This window comes from Leptolyngbya sp. 'hensonii', from assembly GCF_001939115.1.
Lineage (GTDB): Bacteria > Cyanobacteriota > Cyanobacteriia.
In genome coordinates this window covers 1-19,423 of sequence record NZ_MQTZ01000054.1, presented here as the reverse complement: position 1 = coordinate 19,423, position 19,423 = coordinate 1, and the positions used below count along the sequence as shown (strand labels likewise).

Annotated in this window: 18 protein-coding genes and 1 pseudogene; 8 read left to right on the top strand and 11 right to left on the bottom strand. The window is 52.7% G+C overall.

Annotated elements, in window-relative coordinates:
* Positions 1 to 139: 139 nt before the first annotated feature.
* A complete protein-coding gene (locus BST81_RS23225; RefSeq protein ID WP_171974836.1) occupies positions 140 to 1,738 on the top strand; it encodes a diguanylate cyclase in 1,599 nt (532 codons plus the stop codon).
* Here BST81_RS23225 and BST81_RS23220 read toward each other — a convergent pair.
* Together BST81_RS23220 and BST81_RS23215 are read right to left on the bottom strand one after the other, a co-directional pair.
* Complete coding sequence (locus BST81_RS23220) at positions 1,731 to 2,291, bottom strand: hypothetical protein (protein ID WP_075600906.1); 561 nt, start codon at positions 2,289 to 2,291, stop codon at positions 1,731 to 1,733. The genes BST81_RS23225 and BST81_RS23220 overlap by 8 nt on opposite strands.
* A gap of 133 nt (positions 2,292 to 2,424) precedes the next feature.
* Positions 2,425 to 3,723, bottom strand: a complete 1,299-nt coding sequence (locus BST81_RS23215) for an MFS transporter (protein WP_075600905.1) — start codon at positions 3,721 to 3,723, stop codon at positions 2,425 to 2,427.
* An 83-nt stretch (positions 3,724 to 3,806) separates the two neighbouring features.
* Here BST81_RS23215 and BST81_RS23210 point away from each other — a divergent pair, with 83 nt between their 5' ends.
* Positions 3,807 to 5,450, top strand: coding sequence for an ABC transporter substrate-binding protein (locus BST81_RS23210; protein WP_253188453.1), 1,644 nt, complete (start codon positions 3,807 to 3,809; stop codon positions 5,448 to 5,450).
* A gap of 248 nt (positions 5,451 to 5,698) precedes the next feature.
* A complete protein-coding gene (locus BST81_RS23205; RefSeq protein ID WP_075600903.1) occupies positions 5,699 to 6,403 on the top strand; it encodes a hypothetical protein in 705 nt (234 codons plus the stop codon).
* Positions 6,404 to 6,417: 14 nt separating this feature from the next.
* Here the strand turns inward: BST81_RS23205 and BST81_RS23200 are convergent, their stop codons facing one another.
* Both BST81_RS23200 and BST81_RS23195 read right to left on the bottom strand, forming a co-directional pair.
* Positions 6,418 to 7,173 (bottom strand): ATP-binding cassette domain-containing protein, encoded by a 756-nt coding sequence (locus BST81_RS23200; protein ID WP_075600902.1) that lies wholly within the window; start codon positions 7,171 to 7,173, stop codon positions 6,418 to 6,420.
* 12 nt (positions 7,174 to 7,185) lie between these two features.
* On the bottom strand, positions 7,186 to 7,839 hold the full coding sequence (locus BST81_RS23195; protein ID WP_075600901.1) for a response regulator transcription factor: 654 nt from the start codon (positions 7,837 to 7,839) through the stop codon (positions 7,186 to 7,188).
* 193 nt (positions 7,840 to 8,032) lie between these two features.
* Between BST81_RS23195 and BST81_RS23190 the strand changes: the two genes are divergently transcribed.
* On the top strand, positions 8,033 to 8,473 hold the full coding sequence (locus BST81_RS23190) for a response regulator (protein ID WP_075600900.1): 441 nt from the start codon (positions 8,033 to 8,035) through the stop codon (positions 8,471 to 8,473).
* Here BST81_RS23190 and BST81_RS23185 read toward each other — a convergent pair.
* The 5 genes from BST81_RS23185 to lexA form a co-directional block, all read right to left on the bottom strand.
* Entirely contained in the window at positions 8,409 to 9,167 is a 759-nt protein-coding gene (locus BST81_RS23185; RefSeq protein WP_075600899.1) for a HEAT repeat domain-containing protein, read from the bottom strand. The two genes, BST81_RS23190 and BST81_RS23185, sit on opposite strands and share 65 nt — an antisense overlap.
* A gap of 117 nt (positions 9,168 to 9,284) precedes the next feature.
* Positions 9,285 to 9,764 carry an N-acetyltransferase gene (locus BST81_RS23180; RefSeq protein WP_253188452.1) on the bottom strand — a complete coding sequence of 160 codons (480 nt, stop codon included), beginning with the start codon at positions 9,762 to 9,764 and terminating at the stop codon, positions 9,285 to 9,287.
* A 13-nt stretch (positions 9,765 to 9,777) separates the two neighbouring features.
* Positions 9,778 to 10,005 (bottom strand): hypothetical protein, encoded by a 228-nt coding sequence (locus tag BST81_RS23175; protein WP_075600897.1) that lies wholly within the window; start codon positions 10,003 to 10,005, stop codon positions 9,778 to 9,780.
* A gap of 61 nt (positions 10,006 to 10,066) precedes the next feature.
* The gene (locus tag BST81_RS23170; RefSeq protein ID WP_253188451.1) at positions 10,067 to 11,572 is read right to left on the bottom strand and encodes an AmpG family muropeptide MFS transporter; all 1,506 of its coding nucleotides are present in this window, start codon (positions 11,570 to 11,572) and stop codon (positions 10,067 to 10,069) included.
* 153 nt (positions 11,573 to 11,725) lie between these two features.
* Positions 11,726 to 12,340, bottom strand: coding sequence for a transcriptional repressor LexA (gene lexA / locus BST81_RS23165; protein WP_075600895.1), 615 nt, complete (start codon positions 12,338 to 12,340; stop codon positions 11,726 to 11,728).
* A 221-nt stretch (positions 12,341 to 12,561) separates the two neighbouring features.
* Between lexA and BST81_RS23160 the strand changes: the two genes are divergently transcribed.
* Both BST81_RS23160 and BST81_RS23155 read left to right on the top strand, forming a co-directional pair.
* The gene (locus BST81_RS23160) at positions 12,562 to 15,150 is read left to right on the top strand and encodes a heavy metal translocating P-type ATPase (RefSeq protein ID WP_083637039.1); all 2,589 of its coding nucleotides are present in this window, start codon (positions 12,562 to 12,564) and stop codon (positions 15,148 to 15,150) included.
* Positions 15,151 to 15,504: 354 nt separating this feature from the next.
* Complete coding sequence (locus BST81_RS23155) at positions 15,505 to 15,927, top strand: FHA domain-containing protein (RefSeq protein WP_075600893.1); 423 nt, start codon at positions 15,505 to 15,507, stop codon at positions 15,925 to 15,927.
* A gap of 203 nt (positions 15,928 to 16,130) precedes the next feature.
* Here BST81_RS23155 and BST81_RS23150 read toward each other — a convergent pair whose 3' ends face one another.
* On the bottom strand, positions 16,131 to 16,478 hold the full coding sequence (locus tag BST81_RS23150; RefSeq protein ID WP_075600892.1) for a hypothetical protein: 348 nt from the start codon (positions 16,476 to 16,478) through the stop codon (positions 16,131 to 16,133).
* Between the two features lie 201 nt (positions 16,479 to 16,679).
* Here BST81_RS23150 and tmk point away from each other — a divergent pair, with 201 nt between their 5' ends.
* Together tmk and holB are read left to right on the top strand one after the other, a co-directional pair.
* The gene (gene tmk / locus BST81_RS23145) at positions 16,680 to 17,345 is read left to right on the top strand and encodes a dTMP kinase (protein WP_075600891.1); all 666 of its coding nucleotides are present in this window, start codon (positions 16,680 to 16,682) and stop codon (positions 17,343 to 17,345) included.
* Entirely contained in the window at positions 17,315 to 18,310 is a 996-nt protein-coding gene (holB, locus tag BST81_RS23140) for a DNA polymerase III subunit delta' (RefSeq protein ID WP_075600890.1), read from the top strand. The genes tmk and holB overlap by 31 nt, the downstream gene beginning before the upstream one ends.
* On the opposite strand, the pseudogene BST81_RS28255 reads toward holB, so the two are convergent.
* Positions 18,311 to 19,423, bottom strand: a pseudogene (locus BST81_RS28255) (hypothetical protein); the annotation flags it as partial.

Genomic DNA, 19,423 nt, shown 5'->3' with positions numbered 1-19,423 from the left:
TGGGGGCAATCAGGAGTTTGACACTTTATTTAATTCTCATTCCTTAGGTTGCCTAAAGCTGTTCGAACTAAATCTCTGCATTGTGAGCGTCGAAATGTTTTTGGCAACTCAATTTTTGGGACGCTTTCCAAAAAAGTTAATGACTTCCCGGAATGGCATCTGGTTTGGATTGGCGATCGTCCTGTTCCTGTCTATTTCCAGCCAGATTAATGTTCGTCAGGCCCGGTTATGGGTTAGCCATACCTTCGAAGTGTTGGATGAGATCGAGGAAACGCAGTTCAACTTGCTCAGTTCCAAATTTCAGTTCCAGAAATGGCTGAACACTCAGAATGGACAAACCCTGATTGAATATCAAAAATGTGTGGGGATTGTCCAGCGCTCTATAGAGCGGCTCCTGCAATTGACCCAGGATAATCCTAGTCAGCACCGGAAAGTGACTGATTTCCAATCTTCCTTCAAGCAACAATTACAGCAGGAACAGCGGGTTATTCAGGAACTACAAGTTTCCCCGCGTAAAATAATCAGCCCTGATCGGGCTATCCTTTATAGCGAGTCTTTATGGAACCAGCTGCTTGCCATTCAACAGGTTGAGAAAACTCTGCTGCAGCAACGGCGAGAAGAAACGGATCAAAAAGGGGAAATTGCAACAGGGGTCATTCTGATTAGCTTGGTATGCGTGCTCTTACTTTCCTGGCGAATAGGGTTCAACCAGTTGCGCCAGAAACAAGCTGAGGCTGACCTCACCCAGAAGTTGCAGGCCACGGAATTGGAGCAGGATTTAAGCAATCACCTCCTGACTTGCCGTACAGCCAAAGAAGCCTATGATATTCTGCAATCCTTTCTCACCTATCTGTTGCCCAATTGTGCGGGCATGATTTATGAAATCAATAACTCACGGGATCAGATGACTCCCACGGTCACTTTTGGTAACCTGAAATCAGGCAGTATTTGCTCTCCCAGAGAATGCTGGGCCTTACGTCGGGGGGAAGCCCAAAGTGGTGGGCAAACGGTTTTCAGACTTCCCTGCCAACTCTGTCGGGAGCTCCATCCCCATGGCATTCCGACCGAGATGCTATGTCTGCCCCTCCAGGCCCATGAACAAACCCTGGGAGTTCTTCACCTGACTGAGGTGCCCCTAGCCCAGCATGCGCTGATGACTACCTTGGCCTCCCAGATTGCCCTCCCCCTGGCTGTGCTCCGCCTCCAATCTCAATTGGAATATCTGAGTTTTCATGACGCCAATACAGGCATTTACAACCGGCGCTTTTTAGATGAAATGATGACGAGGGCGATCGCTGCGGCCCAACGCAAGAATCATCAACTGGGTGATAGCGGGCCAGTCCACACCGTGGGCGTCATTTTCATGGATGTGGATCATTTCAAACGCTTTAACAGTGAACATGGCCATGAAGCCGGAGACAAGGTTCTGCGCATCCTGGGCAACTTCCTGACTGAGATTACGCGCGGCGGGGAGGACGTAGCCTGCCGTTATGGGGGGGAGGAATTTGTTTTGATTATGTCTGGTGCCGATGAGGCAGCCACCTTTGAGAAAGCCGAGATCATTCGGGCTGGGATTGCCAGATACCCGGCTCCAGGAGGGGCAACGATTACGCTCTCTTTAGGAATTGCCACTTACCCAACCAACGGTACCACTGCTGAGGAAGTTCTAAGAGCTGCGAATATTGCCCTCCTGAGAGCAAAAGCTGAGGGCCGTAACCGAACCGTGATTGCTACTTGAAGTTGGTATTATAGGTGCCTGTCCGGATGCGACCATTGCGGCCTGTCACCGTAACTGTCCCGGTCGCAGTCCCCTGCCCTGTCCGCTGCCCCGTGGTATTGACCTGGCGAGTTTTACCATTGGAGAAGGTGGTGGTGCGATCGCTCGTGCATTGCCCCTGGCTACAGGAACCCGTGGTATTGACTGTAGACTGTCTTCCCTGGGGCCCCGTCACGGTGGCATTGTTCTGGTACGTCCCATTGTTGAGGCTGCGCTGACCCTGCACCTGATAGGTCGCAGACTCCCCCTGCCGATTGGTGCGGTTCACCGTCCCGGAATAGGTGCCATTATTCCCGGTGAAAGTGCCTGTGCTGGTGCTGGTTTTCCCATTTGGGTAAGTGGTGGTGCGATTAACGGTACGACTATTCTGGCCGCGATTCACCGTGGTTTGAACAGTGGCCTGTTTACCGCCCGATCCGGTAATGGTGGTTTCTCTGGCCAACCCTGGAGCAGCGATCATCAGACTCAATCCCAGGCTTGCCATTGTGATAAAACGTCTGGTCTGAACTTGCATTTTGGGGGTCTCCTGTTGTTGTAGAGCATCTGCAGCTCAAATTTGATGATTTAGACTGGCTGGCAGAAAATCTGGTTCAACAGAGATGAAACATTTTTGTCGAAGTTTGGATCCTGAGCCTCTGGATGTGACTTTAGGAATCAGGAGGTAGGTCTACTGTATTATTGATTTCAGGGTTGGCCTGCTTCCGGATCAGCATGATCCGATCCAACTGACGCAGAATGACGATCGCGATGCCAATGCTGCCGGTTAGACCTAGCCAGAACAGATGGGGCAATGCTCCAGGCTGATCGAGAGTCAGTCCGCCCAGGGGAGGGCCGATGAAATAGCCTAAAGCCCAGCACTGGGAATTAATGGATAGATATACCCCTCGCTGGGAAGGAGGAGCCAGATCCACCACTAGGGCAGAGGCAGAGGGCAGGTAGGTAACGGTCGCGATCGAGAGTACCGCCAATCCGATCACGGCCCAGACGATCGCAGTACTGCCCATCACCCCTGCCATCCCAATCAGGGCAAACCCTGTTCCCCACAACAGCACGGATAGGATCAGGGCCTGGGGCCGTCGGAGGCGATTCAGCCAGCGGGCTGCAGGCAACTGCAACAACACAGTCAGGACCAGATGCCAGGTAAACAGGGCACTAATGGTAGAGGCAGAAAAGCCTTTGACGGTTTCGCTGATCGCCACAAAATTGGTGAAGTAGAGAGGCATGGTGCTGTAAATCTGCACTATGTACATCGTAAACAGCACATTCACCGGGATGAAGACCAGCAGGGTGCGATCGGCCAGGGCCTTCCTCCAGCCTGCCAGAAGGGGCTGAGGATGGCCCGTGGGAGGGGGCACTGCGATCGCCCAGGAAACAATGACGAAAAATACTAAAAAAGACAGGCCATCAATCACAAATAAGGCCCGAAAGGCTCCAGTGAGTTGGATCAGCAATCCGGCCAGAACTACCCCCAAGCCTAATCCCAGGCTATCCGCTAACCGGTTTAAGGCGAAGGCTTCATTCCGCTGGGCGGGTGTGGTCATGTCGGCAACCAGCGCCTCTGTCGCAGGCCAGTAGAGCCCCACACCCAACCCCATTAATAAATTTCCTAGTAGCAAAACTGAGAAATTCTGGGTTGTGGCCAGGACAAAGGAGGCGATCGCGGAAAAAGCAGCGGATAGCAGAATCGCAGGCTTGCGCCCCCAGCGAGGAGAGTCAGCCAGGGATCCGCCCAGAAACCGCCCTACCACACCGGAAATCGAACTACTCCCCAGGGCAATCCCAACGGCAGTGGCTGACAACCCCACCTGATTGACGAAAAAGATGGGAGCATAGAATAATGTAAAACCGCTGCCGACTTGAGAAAGCAGCCTTCCGAAGGCAAGGAGCCAAACCTGGTAGCTCAACCGGGGTAACCAGTTCAAGATCTGGGTACGGAAAGATTTCATGAATTAAGCCTGGGAACACTAACCCAGGAGCATGGGCGAATCTTGATTTTACGTTACAGGGTGATTGACACTTTATGAGAGGGTTGCAATTTTCACTGCGAAACTGGCGGAGCCTCGGACGTTCAGTCATCCTGTTCTGTCTCAGCTATGCTCTAGTTCTGAGCTGCACTATTCGCCAGGATTCCCAGTCTCCGAATAGGCCGGGAACTGTTCCATCCACTGCTACTAACCGTATTGTCATTGGCACCACTGCTGGAGTCCGAACCTTGGACCCGGCCAACGCCTATGAGTTGTGGGCGGGCAATTTACTGTACAACCTGGGCGATCGCCTCTATACCTACAACCCTGAGGGCCAACTGGTTCCCCAGTTGGCTACCGCTCTGCCCAAGGTGAGCGCCGATGGCCTCACCTACATCATTCCCCTGCGCCAGGGGGTAGTCTTTCATGATGGAACCCCATTCAATGCTGCCGCCATGGCATTTTCCCTGGAGCGGTTCATCAAAAATGCCGGTTCCCCATCCTTCCTACTTTCTGAAGCGATCGATCTCGTGAAGGCGACGGGGGAGTTGGAATTGACGATCAAACTCAAGAAACCATTTGCGGCCTTTCCTTCCCTGTTGGCTTTCTCTGGAGCCTGTGCCGTTTCTCCCCAAGCCTATGAAATTGGCAATGGCAAGTTCAAGACGGACCAGTTTGTGGGTACTGGGCCTTACAAGCTGACCCAGTATGCTACAGATGCCATTCGGTTGGAGGCCTTCGATCGTTACTGGGGCGAAAAACCGGCGAACACCGGCATTGACATCCAGAAGTACTCCAGTTCGGCCAACCTGTACAATGCTTTCCGGACAGGATCAGTCGATGTGGCCTTCCAGAGCCTGGACCCGGACCAGACCCAGAGTTTGCAGAAAGAGATGGGTCAGAGTGGCTGGCAGGTAATTGAAGGCAAAGGCACCGGCATTTATTATCTGACCGTGAATGTGAAGAGCAAGCCCCTGGATCAGGTCCTGGTGAGGCAGGCCGTGGCTGCCCTCATCGATCGGCCCCTGCTCAAGGACCGGGTCTTTCGCGGTCAGGTAGAGCCGTTGTACAGTCTCATTCCTGACACCCTGGATGTCTATAAGCCCGTGTTCAAGGATCAGTATGGGGATGGGGATGTGGCTAAGGCTCAGGCAGCCCTGAGTCAGGCCGGGTATTCCAAAGACAAGCCCCTGGTAGTGGAGTTATGGTACCGCTCCAATTTGACCACGAATGAACTGGCTGCCACCACCCTGAAAGCCTCGGTCCAGAAGAATCTGGGGGAGGTGATGAAGCTGGAACTGAAGAGTGTGGAATCGGCCACCGCCTACGACAACCTGGACAAGGGAGCCTATCCGATTTTCATGCTGGATTGGACCGCCGATTTCTTTGACCCGGATAACTACATCCAGCCGTTTATGGCCTGTTCGAAGGGATCAGCAGCCGGGGGCTGTGAGGAAGGCTCGTCCAAATTGCAGGGTTCGTTCTATTACAACGATCGGGTGAACCAGCTCATCGATGCTCAGCGTCAGGAAACCAACCCGGAAGCCCGGAAGAACATCTTCCTGGAACTCCAGGACATCCTGGCCAAAGATGTACCGTTCATTCCCCTCTGGCAGAACAAGGAATACCTGTTTGCCCAGAAAGGTATCACTGGAGCCCGCCTGGAATCCACCCAGAAAGTGCCTTTTTGGACTATGGGTAAAGGTTAATCCCTTGATTAGTTGTGTTATAGACCTGTGGCTAGTGTTGACAGAGCCAACTAGGAAGCTGTAAACATTTTCCAGGGTATCCCAGGTTTCTCCTATAATCTTGCCCAAGGTTTCCTACATTGGGAGTATCTGAACGGATTAGAGCAGGGGACTTTACCTTACAGCCTGGAAACAGATGACTTTCGGCGCTTTCAGGATCGGATTAAAAAGCTACAGCCCCAAACCTTTGATGAGCTGGAGAGTTTGCTATGACCCGCACATACTCCCCGTTAGTGAATCAGGTTGCCGATAATCTGCTGCGTCAAATTGCAGATCGGACAACTGCTCCAGTTGCCTACCAATCTGCCATGCTCAACCTGGGTTATGTGTTGGGAGATGCTCTCCTCACTCAGATTGAACCCAACCCGGACAAAGTCTGTTTAGCAACTACGGTTGAAGATGCTGATTTCCTGGCGCAGGGCATTCTTGAGCGGTTAGAAGCTCGTTTAGGATCGGTGGCTTTTGCCTGTTTCTCGAATCATCGCACGACTCCGTTTGGGGTGGATGCTTTGGCTACTGCTCCGATTCTGAAACAATATCAGGAGCCAGCGGACGATATTGATGTCCTGATCATTGTGAAGTCGATCATTTCAGGAGCCTGTGTTGTTAAAACTAATCTCCGGCACCTGATTCAAAAAATTCAGCCAGCTAAGATTTTGATTGCGGCTCCCGTGATGTACGAGAAAGCAGAAGCAAGTCTGAGACGAGAGTTTGAGCCAGCAATTACGGATAAGTTTCAGTTTTTCTACCTGGCTCAGGATAGCGATCGCACCCCAGAAGGCGAAGTCATTCCCGGTATCGGAGGCATGATTTACGATCGTTTGGGCTTTGATGGGCAAGCGGCTAAAAATGAATATGTGCCTAAAATTGTCAAGGCTCGTCGGGCCAGGTTTCAGCATTCTGTTGTGGATTAGCTTGCATCTGAACCTTATGACTCAACTCCCGTAGGCTGCACCATCAAGCATTCCGCAAAAGCGCGGGCCTCCGGATCGGAAGAGGCCAGAAAATCCTGGGGTGTCCCGTGAAAGACCAGTCGGCCTGCCTGCATCAATCCCACCTTGGACGCCAGCAACAACGCCTCCTGGATATCGTGGGTGACAAAAACCACGGTCTTGCCCAGTTGCCGCTGCAGGGTACGGAATTCTCGCTGCAGTTCCAGGCGGGTAATCGGGTCCAGGGCTCCAAAGGGCTCGTCCATCAGCAGAATCGGTGGATCGGCAGCCAGAGCCCGCGCTACCCCTACCCGCTGCCGTTGCCCTCCAGAGAGCTGATGGGGATACCGATCGGCCATCTCTGCCCCTAATCCCACCCGCTCCAGGAGTTCGGCCACCCGCTGCCGAATCCGATCGCGGCCCCAGCCCTCCAGAGCCGGAACCAGGCCGATGTTGCGGGCGACGGTGAAGTGGGGAAATAGGCCCACCTCCTGGATCACGTAGCCGATTTTGCGCCGTAGTTGAATGGGGTTCCACTGGAGGGTGGGTAGTCCCTCTACGTGCACCTCGCCCTGGGTGGGCAACAGGAGTCGGTTGATCAGCTTCAGGGTGGTGGTTTTGCCACAGCCACTGCGACCTAGGAGCACCAGGGTTTCGCCCTGGGGGATCTGCAAACTGAGCTTGGAGAGCAGGGTCCGGTGACGCAGGCGAAAGGTGACCTCAGAGAATTGAACGGTGATCGGAACAGCCATACCTATAGGACCCTAGACCGGACGGGCCGGATGGGTGGAACTGGCATTGGCGAAGATGGCTACATGCAACCGATCGCGCAGGTTCAATCGACTTAAAATATTGGTAATGTGGTTTTTCACCGTCTTCTCAGAAATATAGAGGGCCTCCGCAATTTCCCGATTATTGGCCCCCCTGGCAATCAGGCGCACAATTTCCTGCTCTCTGGGGGTTAGCCTGTCCCAAGCATCGCCCGCGTTCAGGGTCGGAGCCGGGATCTGGTCCACCAGCTTTCTGCCCAGACCGGGTCCCAGTTGGGTGTAGCCTTTGTAGACCGTCTGAATCGCTAGGGCCAGTTCCTCCGGTGGGGTGTTCTTCAATAGATAGCCAGCAGCACCATATTTCAGAGCCTGGGCAATGTACTCATCATCATCGTCAATACTCAGAACCAGGATGCGAGTTTCTGGAAACCGCTGACCAATCTCCCGGGTGGCTTCCACCCCATCCATCCCTGGCATCAGAATGTCCATGAGCACGACATCGGGACGCAGGGCCTCCACCTGGGCGATCGCAGCCTCTCCTGTGTCCGCTTCCCCCACCACTTCCAGGGACCGCTCATCCGCCAGCAGTAACCGCAACGCCCGCCGAATCAGGTTCTGGTCATCGACTATCAAAACACGAATCGCCATGGGGGAACCGCCCTGGTGTTCTAGGAAACTGGTTTCTCTCCGTAACTCTAACAGTTACAGCTCAGGAGTGACATGAATCTGGTGTCCCATTCTTAACCAGGACTATGGTCCTGGTCTAAGTCAGGACTGCGGCCTCATGTGGCCATTGGGTCTGTAACTCTAGGATAGGGCTGTTGAATCAAGCCATGTCCCTATGAACACAATTCTAGTTGTAGAAGATAGCCGGGTACAACGGCAGATGTTGACGGATTTGCTCACAGAGCAGGGATACCATGTGATTACAGCCCGGACTGGCCTGGAAGCCCTGGAGCAGGTGCAGCGCTACTGTCCAGACTCAGTGATTCTGGATATTGTTTTGCCCCAGATGAACGGGTATGAGGTCTGTCGCCATCTCAAAACCGATACAGCCACGGCTCAGATTCCCATTGTGATGCTGTCCTGGAACTGCACAGAGGCCAATCGCTATTGGGGACTGAAACAGGGAGCGGATGCCTATCTGGGAAAGCCCTTCCACCCAGAAGTCTTGTTGAACACATTGAGCCAATTATTGGCTCACCAGGGACGCCCACTTACGTCCAGTATTCTCGCTCAATTTCCTCAATCAACTGCAGCCCACGGGGATCTCCGACCTTAAGTAACGCGGCCCTGGCATCTTCCCGGACCCCCATTTCTTCATCTTCGGCAAAGGCCTCCAGCAGGGCGTCGATCGCGGAGGCATAAATCACATTAGAGGGCAGCTCCCGGCAGATTTCGCCGATCGCCCAGGCGCAATTGCTGCGCACAGCGGCAATTGGGTCACGTCGTGCCCCTTCAATCAGAGAAGGGATTGCCCCGATCATGGCTTCATACCCGACATTGACCATCTGGGCCAGGGCACTGGCTGCCCAGAGACGGACTGCCGAAATATCGGTTTTGAGAGCCTCGGTCAAAGGAGGCAGAGAGCGACGATCACGGCAATTGCCCAAGGCCCAGACCACCCCTTTGCGAACGTAACCGTTCCAGTCCTGGTGCAGTTGGGTAATCAGAGGCTCGACAGCATCCACACTGGGATTACGGCCCAGGGCATAGGCAGCACTAACTCGAACCAATGGGCAGGCATCCGCCAGCAACCGAATCAACTGGGGAATAGCCCGTTCATCTTCCAGCTCACAAAATGCACGGGTAGCCAGCATCCGCTGCTGAGTTTCAGGGGCACTCAGCAACGCTAGCATTTCATCTGGATTAGGCTTCGCTGTTTCCGACTCAGCATCAATTGGCTCCAGCTTATCCAGCGGGCTCTCCAATTCCGCTTCTAAATCCAGGTCTGAGAAATCGTCTTCATCATACATACTGTCACTCTACAGCACTTGAGGGCGCAAAAGATAATCGAGGTAGAGGAGTCGGAAGTCAGAATTAAAGAAGGCTCGTAACTTTGGGGTTGAAGCGGGTAGAAGTGGAAAGCCTGATCAAAGGGGCTTGAGCATCCAGAAAGATTGGGTCTGAAAGCCCAGGCCATTGTAGAGGTTGATTGCGGGCTGATTTGTTGCAAAAACCTGTAAGCCAAGCTGACGATCACCGCGAGCCCTGGCCCAGGCTGCGGCTCGCTGCACTAGGGCTGTCCCAATTCCCTGCCGCCGTCGTTCCGGAATGACATACAACAACAGAATGTGGGCGTGGCGATCGCCCGTAATTTGGTCGATAGCATTGCCTAGCCATAGACAGCCTACCGGTAAAGTCATGGGCTGTGACTTGGCTGGCTGGTCTTGCACCCACCATAGGGGCGTATCTTTCGAGAAGTGTTGGTCTACAGTGGTGGCTAAATGAGAAAAATCCTCATGGGGATAGAGTTCCTGATAGGTTCGTTGAACGACCCTAACGAGTGCTGCCCGGTCTATGACTGAACCGTAACGAAGCCAGTAACCGGGAATCAGGACTTCAGAGGACACAGGCGGGGGGAGTTTAGAATTGCTCAACCAGGGCTGGGTCATCGGGTAGGCCCTTAATTAAATGGGTGAGGGCCGGGGGCAGATCTGCCACCCCAATCGCTGCAGACTGGCTGACCTGATCAGTTGGCGCAGGGGCAGCCATATCTGCAGGTAGAAAAATCCGCGCACTAACCACAACCAGGGAGATCACAAAGATGATCACCACCAGGAGGGGAGCGATGTACTGACGAAATAAAGCCATAGCAGGTATAAAAATGAGAAACTAATCAAAATTTGTAACACTTCTCATAAATAGTTTACTACTATGGGTGTGAATCCTTCCTATCTAATGGGAGAGAATTTGCAGCCTGTGAGCTGACTTTTGCGTTCCAGGGGGCAACGATGGGCAGCAGCAGCAAACCTGGTATTGCTGCTACCAGGGTAATCAGGAAGAAAACTGGCCAGCCAGTTGCCTTGGCGATGTCTCCTGCTGGTGCGGATAAAACATCCCGACCGATCGCCATCAAGCTGGAAAACAGGGCAAACTGAGTTGTGGTAAAGCGATGTGTGCAAAGGCTCATTAAGAAAGCGACCGTTACCACTGTCACCAGACCAGCACAGAAGTTTTCAATATTAATCGCAAGCACAAGCAGGGAATAGTCTTTCCCAGTCAGGGCCAAAGCATAGTAGCCCAGATTACTGACTAGTTGCAGAGCACCAAAGACCCAGAGTCCGCGATAGGTCCCAATTTTTGTCAGGATGACGCCCCCCAGTAGGACGCCGACCGTTGTGGCCAAAAACCCCATCCCCCCCTGAATGGCACCGATTTCCGCCTTACTGAAGGTCAATTCCCGCAGAAACAGGTTGCCCGTGATGCCGACCAGGGCATCCCCCAGTTTATAAAGCAAAATAAACACCAGGATTGTTCCACCTTTAGGCAAACCAAAATTCTGGAAAAAATCACGCAAAGGTAGGATTACAGCATCTTGCAGCGATTGAGGCGATTGCTCCGTGGTTCCCTGGGTGAGCCAATGCTCTGGGATGAGCAACGCGATGGCAATCCACCCTATTAGTAAACTGGCCAAGACCCAATAAAAAATGGGCAATGGAATGCTGCCTGCAATGACGCCGCCCAGTAAAGCAGTCACGACCAGACCAATCAGAAGGATAAACAGAATATCTCTGACTGATAGGGCAGCCGTTGCGGGGGAATTCTGGGGTTGGATGAGTTTCGGGGCCCAGAGGGTTGCCCCAACTCCCAGAGCCATGAGGATGGCAATTTGTCCATAGACAATGTTCCAGGGAATAAAGTCTGCCAATACCAGGGCCATAGAACTGGTTGCAAACAGAGCTACCCGATAACCGAACACCCAGACAGAGGCCCCCATCTCCCGTTCTTGGGGCTCCAGGATCTCTGTTCGGTAGGCATCTCCTGCGATATCTTGAGTGGCACTGAGGAAAGCAATGATCAGGGTATTAACAGCCAGCACCTGCAAAACCTGGGAGTTTTGGGAGGGGTGTTGTAGGGCCATGACCCCGATCGCCAGCGCCAGACCTATTTGGGTTAAGGCCAACCAGCCTCGCCGTAGCCCCAGGAAGGGAGGATGAAATCGATCGAGGAGGGGAGACCAGATGAACTTGAGGGAATAGGGGAGGCTGACTAAGCCAAACAAGGTAATTGCCCCCAAATCGACCTTGGCATCCTGCATCCACAGTTGCAGCGTTCGACTGGTAAGAAATAAAGGTAAGCCAGAGTAGAAGCCCAGCATCAGCAGGGGCATCATTTTACGGCTTTGAAACAGATACAGCAGGGAGTGACGTGAACCCACAGTGAAAAGAACTCCTTCCTGAAATCAAGACTGGGGCATTCTATAGCATTCAGCCATAGCATTCAGCTATAGCATTCAGCCATAGCATTCAGCCATCTTGCCACAGATGGAAGGACTGCCTGCATCAGCCAGGATATTTCAGGAAAGGCTATTCTAAGGAGTAGCGTTATACCCTCGCCAAACCCCGACTAAGGCACCCTGAACCTGAACCTGGCCAGCATGGGCTTCGATCGGGGTGTAATTCTGGTTCGCAGGGATTAATTTGACTTTGCTGCCTTCCCGATGGAAGTACTTCAGGGTATTGCCATGCCCCTCAACCCGAGCAGCCACGATCGTCCCATTGCGAACTGCCTTTGAATCCGGGACGGGTTTCATGATCACCACATCCCCATCTGCAATTAAAGCTTCGATCATGCTGTCCCCAGTGACACGCAGGGCATAGTACTGAGGATGGATCAAGAGAGATGACAGATCTAACTGCTCCATTTCATCTGTAAAGGGTTCGATTAACCCTCCGGCAGCGATGGCCCCCTTAATAGGGACTCCCTGAGGCACCCCACGGAGAATCCGAATGGTCCGGGCTCTGCCTTCTGTCCATTCAATGTATCCTTTATCTCGGAGATGTTCCAGACGACTCTGAACCGGTGCAGGCGACTTCAACTTCATCGCATGCATCATTTGTCGAATTGAAGGAGAGTGCTGATGTTCGCGGATATATTGCACCAGCCAATCATATAACTCTTGTTGAGCTTCAGTGAGAGCTTCCATAAGCAGGGCAGGGGGTTTTGAATTTAGTCCATAGAACACTTGTATCATTGAAACGATAAACTGTCTACCCATTCCCCCACGTTTTTCCAGGTTTTCTCAAGAAAAATTAATGGAAACCAGGGAGAAGCGTAGCTGCGCCTGCAGTATTAAGAGTGTGCTCCGCTATGCTTAAAGGGAACAATTTTGTCTGTTTGCTAACCCTCTATAGTTCACCCAGTCCCATGCAACTCCTCCCTGAGGCCGGTGCGCCTACAACAGGCAGCGCGATCGAAACTCTAATTCTGGATGTTACCGGGATGAAGTGCGCCGGTTGTTTGCGGTCGGTCGAGAATCGCCTGCGCCACTATCCTGGTGTCACTTCAGCCTGTGTCAACCTGGTTACAGAAGTGGCTGTTGTTGAGATTGAAGCGGGACAGGTTGATCCCATCGGTCTCGCCCAACATTTAACAGAGTCAGGGTTTCCCACCCGACCTCGCCTGTCTCCCCAACTGTGGCAAGAGAGCGGTGGCCTCTCTCCCAAGTTACAGGATTTGTCTGAGCAGCGGCGGCAGGAAGCCCTGCAGCAAATCTGGAGAGTGGTCACGGCCAGCATTCTGTTGCTGTTGTCGGGCCTGGGACATTTAGGCCAGTGGGGATGGCTGCCCATTCCGGGTCTCAGCAATATCTGGTTTCACTTTGGGTTGGCAACAGTGGCGTTGTTTGGGCCGGGCCGATCGCTTCTGGTAGAGGGCTGGCGAGGTCTCCGCCAGGGGACTCCCAATATGAATACCCTGGTCAGTATGGGCACCATGGCATCCTACATAGCCAGTACAGTTGCCCTGCTGGCTCCTCAGTTGGGTTGGGAATGTTTTTTCGACGAACCAGTGATGCTAGTAGGCTTTATCCTCCTGGGGCGGTTGCTGGAACAGCGAGCCCGGAATCGGGCAGCGGCTTCTTTTCAGGCCCTCGTAGCTCTGCAGCCCAGGGTGGCTCGTTTGCTGCAGAACCATGCCTGTGCCCCTCCCCCAGAGCAGGCGGGGCCAATGCCCCCCACCGTTGAAATTCTGGCGGAGCAGGTTCAGGTCGGGCAATGGTTGCAGGTGCTACCGGGGGAGAAGATCCCAGTCGATGGGGAAATCCTGGTGGGGCAAAGTCTGGTGGACGAATCCATGCTGACTGGGGAATATATGCCAGTCTTGAAGCAATCGGGGGACTCCGTCAGTGCTGGTACGTTGAACCAGTCAGGGGCGATCGTTTTCCAGGCAACTCGTACCGGTAAAGAAACAACCCTGGCTCAAATTGTGGCTCTGGTAGAGGCGGCTCAAACTCGCAAAGCGCCCATCCAGCACCTGGCAGATTTAGTTGCTGGGTATTTCACCTATGGCATCTTGACGATCGCCCTGCTGACCTTTTTGTTCTGGTATTTTGTTGGGACAACGCTCTGGCCACAGGTTCTCCACCAGGCTGGGGCAGCCATGGAGCATCCTCATATGCTTCTCCATCCCACATCGCCCTTGCTTCTGAGTCTGAAACTGGCCATTGCAGTGCTGGTGATTGCCTGCCCCTGTGCCCTGGGATTAGCCACGCCCACTGCTATTCTGGTGGGCTCCAGTTTGGGAGCTGAGCGGGGTATTCTGATTCGGGGCGGGGACATTCTGGAACAAATGCATCATCTGGATATTGTGGTTTTTGATAAGACAGGGACTCTGACTGTTGGTCAACCTTCTGTCACGGATTGTATTGTTGTCCAGAACATGGGCTGTGAGACAGAGAATATACCCTCTGGCCTCTCTTCTCTGTCTCCCGATTTGCTGCTGCAACTGGCTGCCACCGTCGAGCAGGGGACCCACCATCCTGTGGCCACAGCCATTCAGCACCAGGCCCGACAGCAGGAACTGGCCCCACTACCAGCCCATAATTTCCAGACCTCAGCCGGGTTGGGTGTTTCAGCCGAGGTCTCCCTCGATGCTGAGTCGTCTCAGCCAGACTACCACTCCGTCACATTGGGTAATCTGGCCTGGATGCAAGGCCAGGAAATTCCAGTTTCGACTGCCGTCCAGGAGCGAGTGCTGGAATTAGCCCAAACAGGCAAAACCGTTATCTACATTGCTCTGGATCGGGAGATAGTAGGCTTGATTGGTCTGATGGATAGACTGAGATCGGATGCTCAAATGACGATTCAGCAGCTTCAGGCCATGGGGCTGCAAACGATTCTGCTCACCGGGGATCGCTGGGAGGTAGCCCGGAGCATTGGTAAAGAACTGGGCTTGAGACCAGATCAGATTCGGGCAGAAGTACAACCCCAGGAGAAAGCAGCGGTGATTGCTGCCTTGCAGCAGGGCCATGCTCCTGAGTTATCAAAATTCACACTTCAAAATTCAAACTGTGTGGTGGGGATGGTTGGAGATGGCATCAATGATGCCCCTGCATTGGCTCAGGCTGATATCAGTATGGCCCTTCACTCTGCCACAGAAGTTGCAATTGAGACAGCCTCAGTCGTCTTGATGCACAATCGCCTGATGGATGTTGTAGAGTCGATCCGCCTCAGTCAGGCAACGTTTACTAAAATTCGCCAGAATCTTTTCTGGGCTTTTGTTTATAATCTACTGGGTATTCCTATTGCTGCGGGTATTCTACTGCCAGCCTTTGGCATGTTCCTGAATCCAGCTGCGGCAGGGGCAATGATGGCTTGCAGTTCTATTAGCGTTGTCCTCAACTCCCTATTGCTGCAAGGTCACAGGCATCTATCCGGTACAGCCTTTGCATCAGAGGCAACAGAATGTCAAAATAGTAGTTGCGATATGCTAAGTCTAAAAACGATTGATATGTAAACGGTTGTGATTCTCTCTTGCTTTCTACTCGCTTCCAGTCAATGTAACTATCTACTGCGATTATTTGTTTCAACGACCTATGGTAAGTAAGCTACTGCCAGTAGACTGTTAAAAGTAGACTATTCAAGGTAGATTGCAAGTGAGTTTCAAGTAAACTGACGACTGACATTGAAGAGTCGTCTGGGCCTAAAGCTCATTGGTTTAGAATTTATTTTGAAAGATGCTTCATCGCTCCCTGCTTTAAACTTCCAATTTGAATTTTTTCAATGCATTATCTCTTGATGCATTCCCCTTTAGACCTTATCTCTGAATGGTTCTTCAAAACGTTCTACACACCCTACCATCTCCTACTCAATGGCTCCAGAAGTGCAACAAAACCACCTACTGATCCTTGAAGATGATAAGGGACGGCGGGAGTTCATACTCAATAGTCCGGTCTATTCGATCGGCAGAGATCCGAAGTGTGATATCCGTCTGGTTTCGCAGTTTGTTTCGCGCCGCCATGCCACCCTGGTTCAATTGCCCCACGAAGATGGCACCTATTATTACCGGATCGTCGATGGTAATCTCAAGGGCAAGCCCAGCGCAAATGGGCTTTTAATTAATGGGCGTAAGCTACAGGCTCACAATCTTCAAGATGAAGATGAGATCGTATTTGGGCCTCAAGTTCGGGCCATTTACTACCTGCTGGATCAGCAGTCCATCTCTACGGTCCCCCCCGATGAGTTTGATATCACTTTGATCAGCCCCAATATGGTGGGTGACCCAGAAGATTAGTTCATTGAAGATGAGATTTGTGATTCTTGAGTCAATAGCCATTTAGCAAAGCGTGATCCCTGCAAGGGGCTACCTTCTAATTTCCTTTTTGACTGTTTAGGGAACCGTGGAAAGGGACAATAGAAATGCGAAAAGATGTTTTTGAGGTCCACCTTTAGGGCTGTAAAGATTTTGATTCCGATAGGAATATTGTTCCGGGCTTATCAACCTGAAACACTTTCGATCAATTGCCAGTGGTCATTTTCAATCACGGCCTGATTCACAAGATCAAAAATCTTACGGCAGTGATTCTCTACCTGTAAAGGTAGTTCTTCATTTTTGACCACAAAATTCATTCGAATTCCCGCATCAGAGGCTGTTGTCTTATCGATTAAAACCTCAACGGTGACTAGTTTTGCATAAGAAACATGGCCCGGAATTTCCCGTGCCATCATGTAATCACCGGTATCATAAATCACGTCCAGATTGCAGGACTCAAGAGTCTTGCTCAGAAGTGATGGCAGGCTCTTTACGGGTGCCGCCACTGTAAATAGACAGGTGTATCGAGCCATATCAGATATAGCCGTTCCGAACAATTAAACCTTCCCCATCATATCTGAATAAATCCTAAATCAGGGTGCGATCCCTCTCAATTGCAACAGTTTTATTGAGCCTTTTGAGGGGAATCCCCACGGCTTTACCGATGGCTTCAGCTATGGTTTTTATAGAAAATCCTAATAAGCCTGGAAAACCAATAATTAAAATGTGGAGCTATGCAAGGTCAATTAATTGTATTTGAGGGTGTAGAGGGTGGAGGCAAGACCACTCAAATTCAGCAACTTTATGCCTGGTTAACCCAGGAGATAGAAGGACTGCTGCCTGACATTCAGTTAACCTGTCAGCCCGGGGGAACAGAACTGGGTCGGGAAATTCGGCGCTTACTGCTCAATCCTCCTGGAGAAGCACCTGTCCAGGATATGACTGAACTCATGCTTTATGCAGCCGATCGAGCCCAGCATGTGGCAGGTTTTCTGAGGCCAAAACTCGCGGCTGGTGCGATTGTGCTCTGCGATCGCTACACAGATTCCACCATTGCCTATCAGGGCTATGGCCGTGGCTTAAAGATGGATCTGATTCATCAACTCAATCGGATCGCGACAGATGGTCTGGAAAGTGATTTGACAATCTGGCTGGATGTGGCAGTTGAAGTGGGGCTGGCCCGGACCCAAAAACGAGGGGCTATTGACCGGATTGAACAGGCCGATTTGGCCTTCCACCAGCGAGTGCAACAAGGGTATCGAGAGTTGGCCGCAACCTATCCTGAGAGGATTGTGCGGATTGATGCCAGCTTGAGTACAGCGGAAGTTACAGAGCAGATTCGGAATCTTGTGAAACAACGACTAACCGCATGGAATTATCCAGTTTCAGCCCTCTCATAGAGCAGGAGCAGGCGATCGAATTATTGGAACGGGCCGTTGACTGTGATCGGGTTGCCCCCGCCTACCTGTTTGCCGGACCTAGTGGTGTTGGGCGTCGTTTGGCTGCCCAATGTTTTATTGAACGCTTATTTTTGAGCCTGCGCCCAGGTTCCCCAGGCACAGGAAAGGCGTCTACCAGTTTGCGAACTCGTCTTCAGCAAGGCAACCACCCTGACCTGCTGTGGGTAGAACCTACCTATCTCTATCAGGGCAATCGATTTTCCGCTGCTGAAGCGGCGGCGGCAGGCATTAAACGCAAAACACCACCTCAAATCCGACTGGAGCAAATTCGGGAAGTAGTCCAGTTTCTTGGTCGCCCGCCTCTGGAAGCAACTCGTTCGATCGTGGTGCTGAACGAGGCAGAGACCATGGCAGAACCAGCCGCTAACGCTCTCCTCAAAACCCTCGAAGAACCTGGACAGGCTACTTTCATTTTGATCGCGCCAGGCCCAGAGGCGCTGTTGCCGACGCTGGTTTCCCGCTGCCAGCGCATTCCTTTTAGGCGGTTAACGGCGACCGCCATGGCAGAGGTGCTGACTCAAGCCAATCAGAGCGAGATTCTTGCCCATCCAGAGGTCCTGACCCTGGCTCAGGGCAGTCCCGGTGCTGCGATCGGCCATTGGCAGCAACTCCAGGCCATTCCTCCTGATCTGCTCGCAACCCTGCGGCAGTTTCCCCAGTCGGTGCGGGCGGCCCTTGATCTGGCCCGACAAATTGATAAAGCCCTTGAGGTTGAGGCACAACTGTGGCTAGTAGATTATCTGCAACAGTGTTATTGGCAATGGCTCTGTCAGGTCAGACCAACCCAAATTAATCCCTTACAGGAATTGGAAAAAGCCCGTCGCTGCCTTTCAGGATTTGCCCAGCCCCGTCTGGTATGGGAAGTGACGTTAATGGGATTGATTGGGACGGAGGGCAGAAGCTGATCAGTTTTCAGGGGCCACCGTCGGCAAATCCTGGAAAATAATTTGTTCGGCAACATCCTCCCGTAGGGAAGGGGTTGCCTGATCGGAGGCAGCAGATGGTTTGGGTTCGTGCTCGATCGTAGCTGCTGAAAGGCCTGATCTGGGGGGGCCTGATGAGGCAGTCTCCACCAGTAACCCGGTATTCTCCTCAGCCGTTTCAGGGGCAACGGGGGCTGTTTCTATCTGGTCCCGTTGAACAGTCGAAGGGGAAATGGACTGGGGGGAGATCGACTGGGAGATACGATCGGATTGGGCTGGCTCAGATTCCAAAGTAGGGTGAACCGTTGAGCTGAGACGCTGAAGCCTGAGAATCTGCTCCCTCCGAGTTGATCCTGGCGGTGACTGCTCTACGGCAAGAGTGCGCATGAATCGATGGACTTTACCCGTCATCGCTTCGATCGGAATCTTACCAGGCAAGGCTCCCCAGGTAGGAATCGAACCCCGGCCAACAACGGTCATCCCAGCAGTTTCGTTCCCAGCCGGTAAATTTTCGGCCAGCCGGTTCTTCGAGGATCTGACCTTGGGGGAAGCAGCCTCGATCGAGGATTGTACCTCCCGGGCTCCCAACCCAGCCGTTTGACTGGAAGCATGGACAGACGGCAGTCCCTCTAATCTCTCGGGTGTCTCGCGGCCAGGTAGGGGGGGTGGTTTTTGAGGGGTGATCAGTTCCGATTGGGGAATTGCAAGAGGCTGAGCCTGCGCAACGTCAGCCAGCATTTGAGTGGGTGAAATGGATGGTTGGGTTGCGATCAGCCCCTGCTGCTGCTGATGTTTGGCCACGGTCTGGGCAATTTCTCGAAACCGCCGCCCCTGATCTGCCTTGATGGAATCCTCTCGATTTCCGAGCCCTGGAGCATTCCATTGCCCTGTATCCGGATTGAGGAACGATCGGGTCCGAGCCCAGATCACCGCATCCATGCCCTGTAATCCCTGCTGATGAGCCTCCTGCAATCGCTCCACGTACCCACCTCGACTCAGGGCAGCTCGGGGAGACTGGTTTGCCAGGTCAATGCCATTGAGTTCTTCCAACAGGCTCATCTGCACCCCCAACCGTTCGGCCTGTTGCCGCAAGCG

What these genes read in the sequence shown, in the direction of transcription:
- BST81_RS23225 (WP_171974836.1), top strand. Translation starts at nt 140, where the DNA reads ATGACTTCCCGGAATGGCATCTGGTTTGGATTGGCGATCGTCCTGTTC.
- BST81_RS23220 (WP_075600906.1), bottom strand. Translation starts at nt 2,291, where the DNA reads ATGCAAGTTCAGACCAGACGTTTTATCACAATGGCAAGCCTGGGATTG.
- BST81_RS23215 (WP_075600905.1), bottom strand. Translation starts at nt 3,723, where the DNA reads ATGAAATCTTTCCGTACCCAGATCTTGAACTGGTTACCCCGGTTGAGC.
- BST81_RS23205 (WP_075600903.1), top strand. Translation starts at nt 5,699, where the DNA reads ATGACCCGCACATACTCCCCGTTAGTGAATCAGGTTGCCGATAATCTG.
- BST81_RS23200 (WP_075600902.1), bottom strand. Translation starts at nt 7,173, where the DNA reads ATGGCTGTTCCGATCACCGTTCAATTCTCTGAGGTCACCTTTCGCCTG.
- BST81_RS23195 (WP_075600901.1), bottom strand. Translation starts at nt 7,839, where the DNA reads ATGGCGATTCGTGTTTTGATAGTCGATGACCAGAACCTGATTCGGCGG.
- BST81_RS23190 (WP_075600900.1), top strand. Translation starts at nt 8,033, where the DNA reads ATGAACACAATTCTAGTTGTAGAAGATAGCCGGGTACAACGGCAGATG.
- BST81_RS23185 (WP_075600899.1), bottom strand. Translation starts at nt 9,167, where the DNA reads ATGTATGATGAAGACGATTTCTCAGACCTGGATTTAGAAGCGGAATTG.
- BST81_RS23175 (WP_075600897.1), bottom strand. Translation starts at nt 10,005, where the DNA reads ATGGCTTTATTTCGTCAGTACATCGCTCCCCTCCTGGTGGTGATCATC.
- lexA (WP_075600895.1), bottom strand. Translation starts at nt 12,340, where the DNA reads ATGGAAGCTCTCACTGAAGCTCAACAAGAGTTATATGATTGGCTGGTG.
- BST81_RS23160 (WP_083637039.1), top strand. Translation starts at nt 12,562, where the DNA reads ATGCAACTCCTCCCTGAGGCCGGTGCGCCTACAACAGGCAGCGCGATC.
- BST81_RS23155 (WP_075600893.1), top strand. Translation starts at nt 15,505, where the DNA reads ATGGCTCCAGAAGTGCAACAAAACCACCTACTGATCCTTGAAGATGAT.
- BST81_RS23150 (WP_075600892.1), bottom strand. Translation starts at nt 16,478, where the DNA reads ATGGCTCGATACACCTGTCTATTTACAGTGGCGGCACCCGTAAAGAGC.
- tmk (WP_075600891.1), top strand. Translation starts at nt 16,680, where the DNA reads ATGCAAGGTCAATTAATTGTATTTGAGGGTGTAGAGGGTGGAGGCAAG.
- holB (WP_075600890.1), top strand. Translation starts at nt 17,315, where the DNA reads ATGGAATTATCCAGTTTCAGCCCTCTCATAGAGCAGGAGCAGGCGATC.